This window comes from Pusillimonas sp. T2 (assembly GCF_002236805.1).
In the GTDB taxonomy this organism is placed as follows: domain Bacteria; phylum Pseudomonadota; class Gammaproteobacteria; order Burkholderiales; family Burkholderiaceae_B; genus Neopusillimonas.
On record NZ_NIQA01000002.1, the window covers coordinates 445,414 to 461,279 of the forward strand.

General features: G+C 55.8%; 13 protein-coding genes. 8 read left to right on the top strand and 5 right to left on the bottom strand.

All coding sequences use genetic code 11. The annotated features are described in order from the left end of the window. Nucleotides 1-511 precede the first annotated feature (511 nt). Genes PuT2_RS05180 through PuT2_RS05190 form a run of 3 tightly spaced genes read left to right on the top strand, consistent with a single transcriptional unit; the run spans nucleotide 512 to nucleotide 2,783 of the window. Nucleotides 512-1,069: a TetR/AcrR family transcriptional regulator gene (locus tag PuT2_RS05180; RefSeq protein WP_158214012.1), complete on the top strand. Its 558-nt coding sequence runs from the start codon at nucleotides 512-514 to the stop codon at nucleotides 1,067-1,069. Nucleotides 1,070-1,127: 58 nt separating this feature from the next. After that, on the top strand, nucleotides 1,128-1,883 hold the full coding sequence (locus PuT2_RS05185; protein ID WP_093969949.1) for an SDR family NAD(P)-dependent oxidoreductase: 756 nt from the start codon (nucleotides 1,128-1,130) through the stop codon (nucleotides 1,881-1,883). A 3-nt stretch (nucleotides 1,884-1,886) separates the two neighbouring features. Next, the gene (locus PuT2_RS05190) at nucleotides 1,887-2,783 is read left to right on the top strand and encodes a LysR family transcriptional regulator (RefSeq protein ID WP_093969950.1); all 897 of its coding nucleotides are present in this window, start codon (nucleotides 1,887-1,889) and stop codon (nucleotides 2,781-2,783) included. 475 nt (nucleotides 2,784-3,258) lie between these two features. Here PuT2_RS05190 and PuT2_RS05200 read toward each other — a convergent pair whose 3' ends face one another. The 4 genes from PuT2_RS05200 to rpoH form a co-directional block, all read right to left on the bottom strand. Further along, nucleotides 3,259-5,256: a S8 family peptidase gene (locus PuT2_RS05200; protein ID WP_216820797.1), complete on the bottom strand. Its 1,998-nt coding sequence runs from the start codon at nucleotides 5,254-5,256 to the stop codon at nucleotides 3,259-3,261. Between the two features lie 204 nt (nucleotides 5,257-5,460). After that, nucleotides 5,461-6,537: an AAA family ATPase gene (locus tag PuT2_RS05205; RefSeq protein ID WP_093969953.1), complete on the bottom strand. Its 1,077-nt coding sequence runs from the start codon at nucleotides 6,535-6,537 to the stop codon at nucleotides 5,461-5,463. 171 nt (nucleotides 6,538-6,708) lie between these two features. After that, nucleotides 6,709-7,944 (bottom strand): site-specific integrase, encoded by a 1,236-nt coding sequence (locus PuT2_RS05210; RefSeq protein WP_254046942.1) that lies wholly within the window; start codon nucleotides 7,942-7,944, stop codon nucleotides 6,709-6,711. 455 nt (nucleotides 7,945-8,399) lie between these two features. Further along, nucleotides 8,400-9,284, bottom strand: coding sequence for an RNA polymerase sigma factor RpoH (gene rpoH, locus PuT2_RS05215; RefSeq protein ID WP_093969954.1), 885 nt, complete (start codon nucleotides 9,282-9,284; stop codon nucleotides 8,400-8,402). Nucleotides 9,285-9,798: 514 nt separating this feature from the next. Here rpoH and PuT2_RS05220 point away from each other — a divergent pair. The 4 genes from PuT2_RS05220 (at nucleotide 9,799) to PuT2_RS05235 (ending at nucleotide 12,923) form a co-directional block, all read left to right on the top strand. Further along, nucleotides 9,799-10,473, top strand: a complete 675-nt coding sequence (locus PuT2_RS05220) for a PepSY-associated TM helix domain-containing protein (protein WP_093969955.1) — start codon at nucleotides 9,799-9,801, stop codon at nucleotides 10,471-10,473. A 104-nt stretch (nucleotides 10,474-10,577) separates the two neighbouring features. Further along, nucleotides 10,578-11,108 carry a DUF2271 domain-containing protein gene (locus tag PuT2_RS05225; RefSeq protein WP_093969956.1) on the top strand — a complete coding sequence of 177 codons (531 nt, stop codon included), beginning with the start codon at nucleotides 10,578-10,580 and terminating at the stop codon, nucleotides 11,106-11,108. Between the two features lie 31 nt (nucleotides 11,109-11,139). Further along, nucleotides 11,140-11,940 carry a DUF4198 domain-containing protein gene (locus PuT2_RS05230; protein ID WP_093969957.1) on the top strand — a complete coding sequence of 267 codons (801 nt, stop codon included), beginning with the start codon at nucleotides 11,140-11,142 and terminating at the stop codon, nucleotides 11,938-11,940. A gap of 5 nt (nucleotides 11,941-11,945) precedes the next feature. Further along, nucleotides 11,946-12,923 carry an FAD:protein FMN transferase gene (locus PuT2_RS05235; protein ID WP_254046943.1) on the top strand — a complete coding sequence of 326 codons (978 nt, stop codon included), beginning with the start codon at nucleotides 11,946-11,948 and terminating at the stop codon, nucleotides 12,921-12,923. 46 nt (nucleotides 12,924-12,969) lie between these two features. Here the strand turns inward: PuT2_RS05235 and PuT2_RS05240 are convergent, their stop codons facing one another. Next, nucleotides 12,970-13,446 carry a MarR family winged helix-turn-helix transcriptional regulator gene (locus tag PuT2_RS05240; RefSeq protein ID WP_093969958.1) on the bottom strand — a complete coding sequence of 159 codons (477 nt, stop codon included), beginning with the start codon at nucleotides 13,444-13,446 and terminating at the stop codon, nucleotides 12,970-12,972. A 188-nt stretch (nucleotides 13,447-13,634) separates the two neighbouring features. Here PuT2_RS05240 and PuT2_RS05245 point away from each other — a divergent pair, with 188 nt between their 5' ends. Further along, nucleotides 13,635-15,866, top strand: a complete 2,232-nt coding sequence (locus tag PuT2_RS05245; RefSeq protein ID WP_093969959.1) for an indolepyruvate ferredoxin oxidoreductase subunit alpha — start codon at nucleotides 13,635-13,637, stop codon at nucleotides 15,864-15,866.

Below are 15,866 nucleotides of genomic sequence, written 5' to 3' on the forward strand. Positions count from 1 at the left end.
TTAACAAGCGCCTGACTATCGCAGGCTGCGCACATAAAAAATGGCTGATGTCAAGTTTTTTCGGCATCAGTAATGCAAGAAAAACCTTAGGAAAGACAGCAGGTTGAGCTCAAATCTAGCCGTTGGGTATTGCGACCCGTGAGCGCTTCAGGGGTCATCTAGGAGCAATGCGCAAACCAAGTTTGGCGCAGTCCAACAAACATGGTACTGGCTGAGCGACATGGGCAGCTCATGACAGGTATTTACCGGCGTAGTGTCATGCTCGCCAATGGATGCGATGCTGGATGATGGCATGGGGCAGCGGTTGGGGCGCGTGTCCTAGAAGATTGGGCTTTGGAATTGATTGAAGCCACTGATCGGAAGCAATGGTTGCTGGAAGGCTGCCTTATAAGCTAAGAAGAAAATGGTGGTTGTTATTAGGAAATGATCGTTCTATAATTGTGGCGTGATGAAATCGAAATCTAAACTTATCCGCATATCACGAGCACCAGGGCGCCCTCGAGAATTCGATATGGGCGGGGTGCTTGATAAGGCAACCAGCGTTTTTCGAAAACGTGGATATCACGCAGCTTCGATCAGTGAACTGAGCAAGGCTACGGGATTAACGGAAGGTAGTCTCTATAAGGCTTTTGCGGGAAAAGAGGCGCTATTTATTGCAGTTTTCGATCGCTATTGTGCTCGTCGGCAAGATGAACTTTCCGGTGTTTTGGCAAGGGAAAGTCATAGTGCCGCCAAACTGCAGGCAGCGCTTACTTATTACGTACAGTCATCCACGGGTGCAGAGGGACAATTGGGCTGCCTCATCGTAGGAAGCGTCTCGGCACTCGACTTGCTCGAAGTAAACGTGGCATCCAAAGTTCGCGAAGCATTACAACGGAATGAATCAACCCTGGTTTCCCTTATTGAACAAGGGGTTGCTGATGGGGCATTTCGTGAGGATATTGACCCAATTGCAGCAGCCAAGTTGTTATGGTGCACGCTCATGGGCATACGCGTTGCCGGGAAGGCGGGAGTCAAAGGTGAAGAGCTTGGTGTCGTAGTCGAGCAGGCTATGCGTTTTCTCAAATAATTTTTTAACCAAATAGGTAGCGATCGTTTCCTATTTAACTAAGCAAAGAGCATTGGATATGAAGCAACTCAAATTCCCACTTTTGAACAAAACAGCCATTGTTACAGGAGGGGGGACAGGTATCGGCCGTGCTGTAAGTACCTTATTGGCAAGGCAAGGCGCAACCGTTGCAATTTTCTATTCGAATAGTGACAGTGATGCTCAAGATACGGTGTCAACTATTACCGAAGAGGGTGGCAAGGCAATTGCCTTTCAAGCAGATATCGCAGATGCTCTCATGGTACGGAAAACGATTGAAACAGTACGTCAATCCTTTGGCCGCATCGACTATTTGGTGAATAACGCAGGTATCACGAAACAATTGAATTTCAATGATTTGGATGCCATAGACGATGACATTTGGGACGCGCTGTTTGATGTCAATGTCAAAGGCACATTTCATTGCTGCCAAGCGGCAGCCCCCTATCTTAAAGAACAAACTGGTTCAGCAATCGTCAATATTGGGAGTATCGCTGGAGAGACGGGTTATGGCTCGTCGTTGCCTTATGCGGTTTCGAAATCGGCCGTACACGGAATGACCCGTTCTCTTGCTCGGGCATTAGCTCCAGCCGTTCGAGTCAATTGCGTTGCACCCGGCGCAGTTGCCACACGCTGGTGGCAAGGCAATGAAGAAAAAATGCGTGCATTGTCTGGGCATTTGCCATTGCAGCGCATATCGACTCCCGAAGATATTGCAGATCTTGTACTGATGTTGCTCAAAGCCGAGTCTGTAACCGGACAAGTTTTGCGCGCGGAAAATGGTCAGACACTGTAGGATATGGAATTACGGCATCTGAGGTGTTTTCTAGCCGTAGCCGAAGAACTCCACTTCGCCCGCGCAGCCGAGAAATTGCATATTGAGCAGTCACCACTGTCTCGGACGATCAAGGAGCTTGAGGAAACCCTTGGCGTTCGGTTATTCATCCGCACCACGCGCAGTACCCGCCTTTCGCGGGCGGGAGAAGTATTCAAGGAACATGTACCGCGTATTTTCACTGCCTTACAACAGGCGTGCGAAGGAGCCAAAGCGGTTGCCGCTGGCTACGATAGTCAACTGCGCATCGCGCTGTCAGACGGCATCACGCCGCCACGCCTGAGTGCCTTTCTGGCGAAGTGCCGGGACGATGATCCCGAAGTCGGAATTCATCTGACCGAGATACCGTTATCGCAGCAAATCACTGGATTGCGTGAAGACCTCTACGACGCGGGCTTTGCGCAATCCGACGACGTGGACGATGGCCTGCTGGCGGTGCCTGCTTGGAACGATCCGCTGGTGGTGGCGATGCCTGCCAAACATCCTCTGCTGGCCTATAAACGTATCCCGCTGAAGGAAGTCCTGCGCTATCCCTTGGTAATGGGTGATCCACATATCTGTGAAGGCTACTGCCGACAGATTTCTCGGGTACTGCGGACCGTGGAAATCGAGCCGTTGGTTGCCGAGGAGACCGCCTCGCTCGACTTGATGTTGACCTTGGTTTCTGCCGGCTATGCCTTGGCCCTGGTCGGGGCTTCGCAGATTACCGCCTGTCGTTCGCCAGATGTGACCAGCCGCCCGCTGGCGGGCATCTCCCCGGTTCTGACAACTTATCTTCTGCGGGCCGATACAGCTCCTTCTGAACCTCTGTCTCGCTTCATCGAGCAGGTCATTTCGGACGCTTCAGACTCGCCCCACTGACTTCCTTGCCGATTTCGTTGTGCTGCTGCTCAGGCGTAGCAGAGCGCGTTGCGGCATAGATGGCACGCGGTCAGGTCAGCATTCACGCGGCTTGGCGCAGTTCAACGGCACGATGCCATCCAGGTGACGTGCCGCGCTCCCCCCACGTGCAGACTGGCTTTACGGGCGGACAGGTGCCGCCCCCTTTTGTCTTGCCTTCCGCCGCTCCAAGCTCCGCAGCACGCGAATTCAGTGAGGCGGCAGCGCGGCATCGGTAGCTGTCTGCCGTGTAATGGCTGTGCCGAATACAGCTTAGTGTACGGTGCGAATGCACACGCAATGCCAAATCGGAGAGACGTTTCAAGGCATGAAGACGGCTTCATAGCGTGCTGTGGCGATTCCAGCGACTCTGCTTCCTGCTGGCAAGGGTTTGGAATGCTGCCGCGCCTGTTTCGCGCATGTAAGCGTGCGCAAAACAGGTGCGGAATCTCTTTTGTTACGTGTCAATCACGACGTCGGCGCGAAGTTCAACAGGCAGCAGGACCGGATACTTCTGCCTGATCAAATCGTATAGGTTGGCCACCCCAGGAGCTTGCACCGTTACAACAAGTGCAAAAGATACGTCGGGAGCCGATGTTGGCGGAACTGATCTGCTGGCTTCACGTGCGTGATACTCCACGTCGAAGACTGGGGCGGATAGTGACGTACCCTCTGTGAAGTCTCTGCTGCGATGAAGGACTGTCTCCCACTTGTGACCAGCATCTCGCATTTCGCGTTCTGTGGCCTTGTACTGTGACCTGATACCAAAAAATTCAGTAGAAGTGTCGTCGCCGATGCCCAACAAAGGTCTAAAAGTAACTCCCATCCCGGAACGCGTGTAATTGATAGCATGCTCTGGGTCTGTATGTGCGCAAATGCAGAATGTTGCCTTGATTGTCACCTTCCCAGAGATCAAGATGTCAGGGAATGGAATGGGGCAGCGTCGGAACTCTCCTTTGGCCAAAGAAGCTTGGAATACAACTGTCGCAGAATCGGGCGCACATTCAAGCAGAGCTAGGCTGTCTTCGCGAAATCGCCCCCACCCCACCTCAGCACGAGGCAGTCGGGCCGAGTGCTCGGAATGATGGATCAATAAGGCTTTGAGAGCGATAGACGAGAGTTCGTAACTCGTTGTCGCGGCAACACCAGCAGCCGTACGAAGCGTCAACGGTGAGGAATAGCTTGTTCCAGCTACACCGACCACGCTTCCGATAAGTGGATTGAAAACCTCGAACAATTCTTTTTCGCTGCCGCCGAACGCCACGCCATCAGGCTTAACATAGCCTGGACTTCTCCCCGGTCCAATACAGCTATATGGAGCTCGCTTCCATTTTTTTCCTGCGGAGTTGGATGCACCAACAGCAATGGCATTAACCATATCCCCGGGAGGTTGGATACGATCAGCACCTGTTGCTTCTCCGTCGTTGCCGACGGCGACGGTCAACAGAATGTCATAGTTAGCGCACAGCTGATCGAGTGTCGCAGTCCAAACATGCACCTCGTCGTCATAGATTGGCATGCGAGGGCCAAGACTGAGATTCGCAAACCGATGCCGACCAGCTTCCAGGACACTTTTGATCCGAAGCAGTACGTCAAACAGGTCGGGATCTCGCCCAGATGTCGGTGCTAGAACCCTAAAGTGATCAACGCCCATGAACGGTCGTTTGATTGGAGTTCCTATTTGGGGGCGCCCGAATAGAAAGGTCGATGTCACTTCGCTACCGTGCATGAGTAACATGCCAGAAGTATCGGATGTCTCCGGAAATGTGTACTCAGTGGCCCACGCCGAAAGATCTGCGGTTCCTAGTCCTCCATCAAAAATGGCAACCCGCTCTTTTGGATGAAGCGGTCCACCAACAGGCAATGCAAAAGGAATCGCATTCATAGTCTGGCGCACCATGTTTGGCACAGCAATTCGCAACGCCGGCATCGGGCGGGCAACTCGTAAGAAAGTGAATTGCGAAAGCGCCAGCAGTTGTGATGATGTCGCAGTCACCGGAAGAAAAGTAAGGCCGCCAACTCTGATCCTTCGTTTTAGATCAACATCTGCTCCCAACTGCATTGCAAATCGCTGAAAGCCTATTACGATGTCATCCTCGTTGGCACCGGCATGTAATGCAACCTCAAATGAGTGATGAGCATCGTCCGCTGGAAGCTCGCCACGCAATTTATCTTCCGAGCCAAGCCATTGGATAGACTCTATTTCGGTGAGTTGTTGGCCGATGTATTCCGGCACTCCCTCATCAGTGAGAAACGAAGCGAGTCTGTTAATTCCATCCTCCCTTCCGGCCACAAGAATCGAAGCTGTCGCGTGGGGTTTGCCCTCAAGCCGGTCTTCCGAAGCTTTCCTCGGCGTTATCGTTCTCTCTTTGCTGCCAACGTCTCGGAGTCCAGTAGCAGATAGCAACTTTGAAGGGTAGTAGCTTCTGGCAAGGAATGAGGGATGCAGTGTCATTTCAAACACTCCCTCTCCCCGCGGTTTTGCACCCGTAGGAGTGTTACGTAAAGCAGTTGCAATATCGTGTACCGGTGCGAGCAGTCTGTCCCGTACCTCGGCAAGAGTGTAAGGCCTCTTCTTTGGGCCACCGCCACGCACGATGGTTGCCCGCCCAGCAATTCTCTCGCCACCGCCAAGGAGTAGGTTTTTGGTCGCCATAGCTTAGTTCCCCTTTGTCTTTTTGAGTACCCTTCCCACTGTTGGGTGGGATATACCAAGTTGCTGAGCTATATCTCGGTGAGATATCCCCTCGGCGGCTAGCCTCTTGATCTTTACGTCGCGAAGGAATGTTGATTCTTGAAGCGCAGCCATCGAGGTCAACCCCTCTTCAGCCAAAACCTCTTCAAAGGAGCGATCGGAGAGGACTGCCGCTTTTTTTGCACTTTGCGCAGAACGACGAAGGTCTGCGTACGATGACCCTGCGTAGATGGCCGCAAGCTCCGTTGCTACCGTGACCGAAATACCTTCGGCTCGCAGGAATTGCACAATGGCCGGTTCAGATGGATTTTCGAAGTCGAGTTCAAGATCGAAGCGCCGCCAAACTGCTGGGTCAAGAAGTTCAGGGTGATTAGTTGCCGCCACCAACAACGAAGTTGAAGGCCATTCGTCAATAGCCTGCAGTAACACTGTGACCAAGCGCTTAAGCTCCCCTACATCGCGTTCATCGTCCCGGCGCTTGGCAATAGAATCAAACTCGTCGAGCAAAAGAACACACGGGAATCCCCGTCCGTAATCAACAACCGCTCGTACGTTCGTTCCTGTCTTGCCAAGTAAGCTGCTCATCACGGTGGCTAGATCCAACGTCAAAAGAGGAAGACCCAGTTCGCGGGCGAGCCACCGGCAAGCCATCGTTTTGCCAACGCCAGGTGGCCCCTTGAACAGCAAAGCTTTCATGGGCTCAAGGCCAGATAGGCGCAGCTTCGTGGCAAGCCGACGCTCATCAATCACACGACCGAGTTTTAATGCAATATCCGGTGACCAGATTGGCTCATGGTCTAGAACAACGGCCATTTCCTCCTTAAGCAAGCCACGGCGACTGTCGGCATCCACGGGTTGGGTTACTGAGCGTGTGGGCGAAGACATTGAGGAGAGGGTTTCGGCGAGAAGGGTGGCGGTGGCAGGGTCACTTTTCTTCAATCGACTGACTAGCCGCCTCGCTAGCAAGACGAAGCTGGCAGCATTACCTTGGATGCCCTGTTGGAACAGAAGTGATAAATCATTCTCGTCTACTTGAACCATATCTTAACTCTGAATTTTTTATTTGGTACATACAATTTTTTAATTGTACCAGTTTATGTACCATCTCTTCAATGTTTTTAGGGAGATCACCTGCCCACGCGACAGGCGATGAGGTGACCAAGGTGCCACTCGAACATTGGAAGTGGCATAACTAGTTGCATTGCGTGCTGCCTAGGACCCCTTCTGACTGAACTCAGCCTTGCTAGAAGCACCACTCGTGTTACTGGCTGTTTTGCCCGAAACCACCGCTATACGGCGCTTGGCGACCAACTCGACAGCCTTGCGCACCGGGTCATCCTCGGTGTGGACATAGCGCATGAACATCGCCACGGTCTTGTGCGCCGTCAGCGCCATACCGACCTTGACCGGGATGCCCGAATTGGCAATATCCGTTGCGGAGCGATGACGGATGCCGTGCGTACCGACATGTGCCGCACCGGCTGCCTTGAGGGCACGACTCCAGCCGTTGTAATACTCGCCCGTGGTCAAGTGCCGGTCGGGGTGGCGCGGAGACGGCAGAACGTAAGGAAAATTCTTTCGGCGTGGTGCCGTCGAAAGCAGCCTATAGGCTTCCTCGCTCATGGGCTTGGACATGCCACCTGTCTTGCTGTCCGGCCAGACAACTCGCCGGTTTTCCAGATCGACCCAATCCCATTGAAGCGTGACAATTTCGCCACGTCGGCCAGCAAACTCGAATTGCAGGCGAATCGCCAAAGGGATGACGTAGTTTTCCAAGCCCTCGGCTTCGATCTTGTCGAGTTGCCGAAACAACTTGCCCATGTCCTCGTCACTGATGAGATGGGTAGCCTTGCCGCTGGGAAACATCGGGACATGGCGGCACGGATTGGTGCCATCGGGCCGATGCCCCCATACTTCGGCCAGGTTGAACATGCGGCGCATGACGCTGAACGTCCGGTTCGCATCAGCCGGTTTGTGCGCCATCTTCTTCATTGCTGCGGCGACGTCCGAACGTTTCACGTCCTGCACCTTCATACGACCCAGCAAAGGAATGATGTTGCGGTCGATGACGCCCTGATAGCCTTCCTGCGTGCTGGGCTTGTTACGCTGCTTGGAATAGTCCTCCATGAACGTGCCGCACAGTTCCTTGACTGTGGGAGCGGAACGGGCTGCGGCCTTGGCTGCGCTAGGATCACCGCCCCGGCGTACTTCGGCCATCCATTCCTGAGCCAGTGCACGGGCTTGTTCGACGGTCAATTCCCCGTACAGACCCAAAGCAGGCTTGCGGCGCGCGCCCGCATTCGTGCGGTACTGGAGCATGAACACCTTGCGGCCTGCTGGGGTAATCTTGCACAAGAAGCCGGGCACCAGCGTATCCCGGAGTTCGACGGCCTGCGCCTGGGGTTGCGCCGCATCGACTGCCGACTTGGTGAGCTTGAGTTTTGCCATAATGACTCCTCGGAACGTCCCGGTTCCCGGGAGCCTCATAGGAGCCTTCAGCGGGGAAGTCGGGTCAGATTTCGGAAAGCACCGGCATATGGTGAACTCACCTAAGCTATTGATAAACCTGCTGTATCGGGCTTTGGCGCAGTCCAGCGAAATGCGGCACTGGAGTCATGGTGAAATAAAAAAGGGGACGCCGAGGTTGGCGTCCCACTAAAAAACCCGCTTCAGAAGGGAGGGGATTGAGAGAAGCAGAAGCGGTCACAAGACACCGGACACAACGAGGTGAATGTCAACGATGTCTTATAAGGTTTAGGCCTTACGACCGGCATTTGGTTCAGTCAAATACCTGATGAAAATGTATTTTTTTGTATCTGCCCTGCTGCCAACGCCAGGGCGATCAATTAAGCGTGATCTGGGCCGACGCGACGCCTGACACTTGAAAGCACCCGCCAGTTAGCTTAAACCGTGAGCGCTGCGCGCATTTTTTTGAAGGCTGCCGCCTCGATCTGGCGAATGCGCTCGGCCGATACGCCGTATTCGGCAGCCAGCTCGTGCAAGGTGGCGCCACCCTCGTCTTGCAACCAACGAGCCTCGACAATACGTCGGGAGCGGGCGTCGAGCATTTCCAGGGCCTTGCCCAGCCCGGGGCCTTGCAGCGCATCGCTAGCGCGGCGCTCGAGCACGTTAGAAGGCTCTTGCATGCCGTCGTCAGACAAATACGAAACAGGAGCAAAAGCATCTTCGTCGTCTTGCGGCGCCTCGAGAGCCAGTTCGCGACCCGTCAGGCGGACTTCCATCTCGCTGACGTCTTCGGGACGCACGTTGAGTTCACGCGCAATGGCATCGACCTGCGCCGGGTCAAGCGTTTGGCCGTCGGGGCGCATTCTGCGCAAATTAAAGAACAGCTTGCGCTGGGCTTTGGTGGTGGCGATTTTGACCATACGCCAGTTACGCACGATGTATTCGTGGATTTCGGCTTTGATCCAGTGCACTGCAAACGACACCAGCCGCACACCGCGGTCGGGGTCGAAGCGCTTGACGGCCTTCATGAGGCCGATATTGCCTTCTTGGATGAGGTCGGCATGCGCCAGACCATAGCCCAGGTACTGGCGCGAAACCGATACGACCAGACGCAGATGCGACAAGATAAGTTCGCGAGCGGCGTCGAGATCGGCGGCGTCGCGCAAACGCTTGCCCAGTTCAGTTTCTTGCTCGGCAGAAAGCACGGGCAAACGATTAACCGCTGCAATATAGGCCTCGATAGTGCCTAGTGCACCGGGGTTCGAGATGGCCGCTGTCAACGCTGTGTTAGACAGTGCCAAAGATTGCGATGGGTTCGTCATTTTCGTGTGCAGTCCTGATCCTTGGAATAGGTAACTTTTATATTAGCACTCTGTGCGGCCGAGTGCTAAGAGGGTTACCAATATGACCGCCGGTCAGGGCAGAAAGTTCAAAAAAAGCGCTCACACAGCACGCCGAAGCGGCTGTGTGAGCGCGAGGCTCTCTCTCATTAGCCATACTACACACGAAGTTTGAAGACTTCGTGAAAGACATAAAGCAATATCTGTGCCACATCACAGACCGCAACAGCCCCAGAGGGTGCAGACTGCAGCTGAACGCCGGGTACCGCGCCCTGAGCGCTCAAACGCCCCAGTATGGATCGGCCCCGCCCCACAATCTGCACCTCAAACTACCAGACTCAATAACAATAATAATGATGATAACCATTCTTATTTAAGATATAATCGGCGCCAGTCGATGTAACAGCTCAAACGCAGGGTCTCGCCTTGCATTGACGCAATCGCATTTGGCCACCCGAACCCACCCATTACGCCCCAAGCGCCTGTTTTGAATTAAATGAACGCCGTCGCCCGCAGCAAGCCTCGCAGCAAGAACACCTGGATGAAAACAATGCATCAGTGGCATTGGGTAAGCGCCGCCATCAGCCTGGCGGGCCTGATCCTGTTTTCGATTACCGGGGTCACGCTGAACAACACTTCGCTGTTCGAGGGCAACGCCGAAACGACCCAACGCCAACTTGCACTACCCAACGACATCCACGTCAATATTCAGTCGTGGGCCAATACCGTCGCTAACGGCGACGCATCAGAGTCCAAAACGCAGCGCGCCAGCCCCCCTGTGTTGCCCGCCAACCTCGAGAACTGGCTTGACCAGGCCCTGGGCATTCGTATTGCGGGGCGACCGGCCGAAGTGTCTGCTGACGAAGTGTATGTATCGCTGCCCGAGCCTGGCGGCGATGCCTGGCTGGCCATTGACCTGGCCTCCGGCGAACTTGAATACGAACGCATACATCGCGGCGCGATCGCCTATCTGAACGACTTGCACAAAGGACGTCATAGCGGAGTCGCCTGGCGCTGGTTTATTGACATCCTGGCCGTTGCCTGCCTGGTCTTCGCCATTACCGGCCTGGTGCTGCTGAAGATCCACGGCAAGAACCGCCCCATGACCTGGCCCATTACCAGTGCCGGCGTGGTGATTCCCGCGCTGCTGATGCTGCTGCTGGTTCACTGACGACGAGCCCGCGAGTGCGTCGTGCACCCCACAACTTAAAACCATCAACGCCGTCGTAACCGACTCAACGCAAACCCATAGACCCTGAACCAGAGACCGTAACCATGGCCCTTCCAGTTAAAACCGCCGCCACCACCGCTATTTTGCTGACTTCGCTGATGGGCGGGCACAGCGTGGCGGCCGACCTGGCACTGAACATCAACCTGCCAAAAATTGACACCGCCGAATACCACCGACCCTACGTAGCGGTTTGGCTAGAGGGCGAAAATCGCAAAGTCGTGCGCGACATTGCGGTGTGGTACGAAAACAAGAAAGCCGACGGTGAAGGCAAGAAATGGCTTAAAGACCTGCGCCAATGGTGGCGTGTCAGCGGCCGTACCCAAGGCGAACCTGACGACGCCGTGACAGGGGCAACACGCCCCGTCGGCGATCACAAGATCAACGTACCCGCCAGCGCCGCTGCACTCAAAGACCTGCCCGCCGGCCAGTACGACATCGTTGTCGAAGCTTCACGCGAAAAGGGCGGGCGCGAGCTGGTTCGCCTGCCGCTAGCGTGGCCGCCCACAGCAACGCAGCACCAGGCCACTGAAGGCAAACACGAACTGGGCGCTGTCACTTTACACGCCAACCCCTAACTGCATTTCACACTTTAGAAGAGACCGTCTTATGAAGAAATTGCTTGCTCTGTCGCTGCTGGCGGCCACCCTGACAGCCCCTGCCGCCAACGCCCACGACTTCTGGCTGTTGCCTTCGTCTACCGTACTGTCGGGCGACAAGGCGTGGGTTACCGTCGACGCCGCCGTCAGCAACGACAAATTTCATGTCAACTACCGCCCATTGCAGCTCAGCAACCTGGACATCACCAGCCCCAGCGGCAAGCCTGTACAGGCCCAGAACACCTTTACGGGCCAGATGCGCAGCGGCTTTGACGTAGAACTGACCGAACCCGGCACGTATCAGCTGGCCATTGTCAACGCAGGCCTGGTCGCCTTCTGGAAAGAAGATGGCAAGAACAAGCGCTGGATGGGCACGCCCGAGAAGTTTGCAACCGAAGTCCCCCAGAACGCCGAAGATCTGCGTGTCACGCAGCGCCATGGTCGCATCGAAACCTTTGTCACTCGCGACAAACCCACGACCATTAAAGCCGATGATCAGGGCCTGAGCCTGCGCCCACTGACCCACCCGAACGATCTGTACGCGGGCGAAAAGGCAAGCTTCGTCGTCTTGCTCGACGGCCAACCTGCCAAGAACATCGATGTCGAGGTCGTCCGTGGCGCCCAGCGTTACCGCAACCAGGTTGAAGAAATCATCGTCAAGACAAATGCAGACGGCGAAATCGAATTGACCTGGCCGCAAGCCGGCCAATACTGGTTGCACATCGAGCACAGCGATGACAAAACCAGCGTAAAACAAGCGAAAACACGCAACTTGTCTTACACCGCCACACTCGAAGTCTTGCCCCAGTAACGCCTATGAGCGACTGGATCCGCCTGCAAGGTAACAGCATGGGGACGACGTGGGCGGTGGACATCGGTCCGCACCGCCCCGCGTTGCGCCCCGCAGGCGCAAGCCTCGTCGAAAGACACCCGGCTCCGGCTTTGTCTAACGCGATACAAGCCGCCTTGCAAGCCGCGCTCGACAACATCGTCGACCAAATGAGCACCTGGGACACCTGCAGCACCATCAGCCGGCTGAACCGTGCCGAGCCCGGCTGGTATCAGATAGAACCCGAGTTCTACACAGTGATGGAAGCCGCCCTGCAGGTGGCGCAAGCCACGCAAGGCGCCTACGACCCCACCCTGAATGAGCTGGTAAACCTGTGGGGCTTTGGACCGGCCGGCCCCTGTACCCGGCCCCCGACGCCGGCAGCGCTGCGCGATGCCCTGCTGCGCAGCGGCTGGCGCAAAACTGCACTGAACCCCGAGCACCGCGGCGTCTGGCAGCCCGGCGGGTTGCAGTTTGACCTGTCGTCTATTGCCAAAGGCTACGGTGTAGACGCCATGGCGCGCACGCTGGACGAACACGGTTATACCCACTACCTGGTCGAACTGGGCGGCGAACTGAAGGCGCGCGGCACCAACCCCGACGGCAAGCCCTGGCAAGTCGGTATCGACGAAATACACTTGCCGCTTGTACTGAGCAACGAGGCGGTAGCCACGTCGGGCGACTACAGGCGCCACTTTGAACACGAGGGCAAACGTTACGCCCACACGCTGGACGCGCGCACGGGCCAACCCTTGCAACACACGCTGGCCGCCGTCACCGTCATACACAAACAATGCGTATTGGCCGACGCCTGGGCAACCGCACTGCTTTGCCTAGGGCCAGACGCAGGGCCAACAATGGCCCAAGAATACGGGCTGGCTGCGTTATTCGTTGAGCGGACGCCCACCGATTTCAAAGTGAATTGGTCTGCGGCATTCGCCCAGAAAGCAGGGCTGAGCCTGTAGCCTCGCGCGCGGCACCGCTACAGCGGCCCGCATCGCCTCAATATACCTAGTCGGTAATAATGGCCCGCAGCAAACCGACCATCCGGTCAGCGTAATCGGGGCCCAGCTTGGCCAGCACGCGCTGCTGATGCGCCATGGCTTTATCGCACAAACTACTGATAAGTAGCGTACCCTTGGGGGTGATGCGCACCACCGTCTGGCGGCGGTCGACACGCGACGTTTCGAGGGTTACCAGCCCCTGGGCTTCCAGGCGAGGCAGCACCTTGCTAAGCGTAGGTTGCTTGGTAATGGCCAAACGGGCCAAATCGCCCACCGTTTCGCCTTCGGCCTCAAACAAACTACCCAATATGCGCCATTCGGTTACCGTCAGCCCGGCTTTACGCACTTCAACATGAAATTCGGCAGAAATATTATGGCTGGCCAACGCCAGCACCGAAGCCAGATATCGGTGCACAAAACGCACAGGCTCTTTAGGCCCGGCCTTTGGGGCGTTGACATCAGCCACCTGAGCACCTTTATTCATAAGAGACAACAATCCGGAAAAAGGGGAAAATCGTATGCCAGCGAAACCCCTACGTCAAGACGACTAATGGTTTACCCTGATACTCAAACGACTGATTTTTTTATTAAATATTGCCAATACATGAATTTTCATGTTTTTTTGAAGGCACGTCGCATCCGCGCAACCGTCTTCAAGTAAAGGACACCACCATGGCAGAACGTTCATTCAAGAAAGAAGTCCAGCAGCTTCGCATCGGCGCTGGCGAAGAATTCCGCGGCGAAGGCATTTTGGCCGTGACCAAAGGCCTGTTGCAATCGGGCGTAGGGTACGTCGGCGGTTACCAGGGCTCGCCTATTTCCCACCTTATGGATGTGCTTGCCGACGCGCAAGACATTCTGGAAGAGTTGGGCGTGCACTTTGAAACCAGTGCCTCTGAAGCCACCGCCGCTGCAACGCTGGCCGCCTCGGTCAACTACCCCATCCGGGGTGCGGTCACCTGGAAATCGACAGTTGGTACCAACGTCGCCTCCGACGCGCTGGCCAACCTGGCCTCGGGCGGTGTCACCGGTGGCGCTCTGGTCATTGTGGGTGAAGACTACGGCGAAGGCTCTTCGATCATGCAAGAGCGCACCCACGCGTTTGCCATGAAGTCGCAACTTTGGTTGCTCGACCCTCGTCCCAACCTCGACAGCATGGTCAACTTTGTCGAGCACGGGTTCCAATTGTCGGAAGCCAGCAACACTCCCGTTATTTTGCAGTTACGCATTCGCGGCTGCCACGTACACGGCCGCTTTATTGCCAAAGACAACCAACGTCCCAAATTTACACTGGCCGAAGCATTGGCCAACCCAAAACGCGACCTGTCGCGCATTGTGTTGCCCCCCGCAGCGTACGTACACGAACACGAAAAAATCAAACAGCGCTGGCCAGCGGCGGTCAAGTTCATTAAAGAAAACAAACTGAACGAACACTTCGACGGCGACATCGAAGACCTGGGCATTATTTTGCAGGGCGGCCTGTACAACGGCGTCATTCGCGCCCTGCAACTGCTGGGCCTGGCCGACAACTTCGGCAACAGCCGCATCCCGCTGTACGTGATGAACGTCACGTACCCCATGATCGACGACGAAGTCACCGAATTCTGTAAAGACAAAAAAGCCGTCTTGCTGTTTGAAGAAGGCCAGCCCAACTACATCGAGCAAGGCATGAACATGATCTTGCGCCATGCGGGCATCGACACCATTTTGTCGGGTAAAGACGTACTGCAACTGGCCGGCGAATACACCACTGCGGTCATGCGCGACGGCCTGCAAAAGTTTCTGGCCGCCCAGCGCCCCGAACTGCTGCCTGTCATCGACGTCGAGCCCACCCAGGCACCCGCAGCAGCCGCTAACGGCAATGCCGCCATGGAAGTGGCCGAAGTCACGCGCCCGAAACCTGTGATCAAAGAGCAGCCCATCTCGTTCCAACGTATGTCGAAAGACATGGCCGAGATCGTGCCGCTAAGGCCCGCCGGCTTCTGTACCGGCTGTCCCGAGCGCCCGATTTTTGCCGCGCTGTCGCTCACGCAAGAAAAACTCGGCGAACACCACATCGCCTGTGACATCGGCTGTCACCTGTTCTCGATTTTGCCGCCTTTCAACCTGGGCTCTACCACGATGGGTTACGGGCTGGGTACGGCCAGTACCGCGGCGTTCAACGTCAAGTCCTCCAAACGTTCCATCTCGATGATGGGCGACGGCGGCTTCTGGCATAACGGCTTGTCATCGGGTATTGGTAACGCCGTATTCAACAAATACGACGGCGTCATCATCCTGATCGACAACTACTACTCGGCCGCGACCGGCGGGCAAGACATCTTGTCGTCACGCGCCGAAAACCCCAACCGTGCCACCAACAACCCCATCATCGAAGCCGTCAAGGGCGTCGGCGTCAAATGGGTCAAGGTCATTGAGCGCACCTACGACGTAGCGCGCGTTCGCGACACGCTCGAAGAAGCGCTTACCACCGAAGTCACCGGCCCCAAAGTACTTATTCTGCAGTCCGAGTGCATGCTGAACAAGCAACGCCGCATCAAGCCGCAGTTCAACAAGGCCGTCAAAGAAGGCAAGCGCATGGTCAAAGAGCGCTTTGGTGTCGATTCCGACGTCTGCACCGGCGACCACGCCTGCATCCGCTTGTCGGGCTGCCCGTCGCTCACCATCAAAGACAGCGGTGACCCACTGAAAGAAGATCCAGTCGCTTACATCGACAACAGCTGCGTCGGTTGCGGTAACTGCGGCGAAGTGTCGCACGCCGCCGTACTGTGCCCTTCGTTCTATCGGGCCGACATTGTGCACAACCCCACCCAGTGGGACTTGTTCAAAGCCAAAGTCCGTCAACGCGTCATCGGCTTCCTGCAAGCCCGACGTAACCAGCGCCTTGCCCAATACTCTTTGTAA

What these genes read in the sequence shown, in the direction of transcription:
- PuT2_RS05205 (WP_093969953.1), bottom strand. Translation starts at nt 6,537, where the DNA reads ATGGTTCAAGTAGACGAGAATGATTTATCACTTCTGTTCCAACAGGGC.
- PuT2_RS05235 (WP_254046943.1), top strand. Translation starts at nt 11,946, where the DNA reads ATGAGCGACTGGATCCGCCTGCAAGGTAACAGCATGGGGACGACGTGG.
- PuT2_RS05245 (WP_093969959.1), top strand. Translation starts at nt 13,635, where the DNA reads ATGGCAGAACGTTCATTCAAGAAAGAAGTCCAGCAGCTTCGCATCGGC.
- PuT2_RS05220 (WP_093969955.1), top strand. Translation starts at nt 9,799, where the DNA reads ATGAACGCCGTCGCCCGCAGCAAGCCTCGCAGCAAGAACACCTGGATG.
- PuT2_RS05200 (WP_216820797.1), bottom strand. Translation starts at nt 5,256, where the DNA reads ATGACACTGCATCCCTCATTCCTTGCCAGAAGCTACTACCCTTCAAAG.
- PuT2_RS05190 (WP_093969950.1), top strand. Translation starts at nt 1,887, where the DNA reads ATGGAATTACGGCATCTGAGGTGTTTTCTAGCCGTAGCCGAAGAACTC.
- PuT2_RS05225 (WP_093969956.1), top strand. Translation starts at nt 10,578, where the DNA reads ATGGCCCTTCCAGTTAAAACCGCCGCCACCACCGCTATTTTGCTGACT.
- PuT2_RS05185 (WP_093969949.1), top strand. Translation starts at nt 1,128, where the DNA reads ATGAAGCAACTCAAATTCCCACTTTTGAACAAAACAGCCATTGTTACA.
- PuT2_RS05240 (WP_093969958.1), bottom strand. Translation starts at nt 13,446, where the DNA reads ATGAATAAAGGTGCTCAGGTGGCTGATGTCAACGCCCCAAAGGCCGGG.
- PuT2_RS05230 (WP_093969957.1), top strand. Translation starts at nt 11,140, where the DNA reads ATGAAGAAATTGCTTGCTCTGTCGCTGCTGGCGGCCACCCTGACAGCC.
- rpoH (WP_093969954.1), bottom strand. Translation starts at nt 9,284, where the DNA reads ATGACGAACCCATCGCAATCTTTGGCACTGTCTAACACAGCGTTGACA.
- PuT2_RS05210 (WP_254046942.1), bottom strand. Translation starts at nt 7,944, where the DNA reads ATGGCAAAACTCAAGCTCACCAAGTCGGCAGTCGATGCGGCGCAACCC.
- PuT2_RS05180 (WP_158214012.1), top strand. Translation starts at nt 512, where the DNA reads ATGGGCGGGGTGCTTGATAAGGCAACCAGCGTTTTTCGAAAACGTGGA.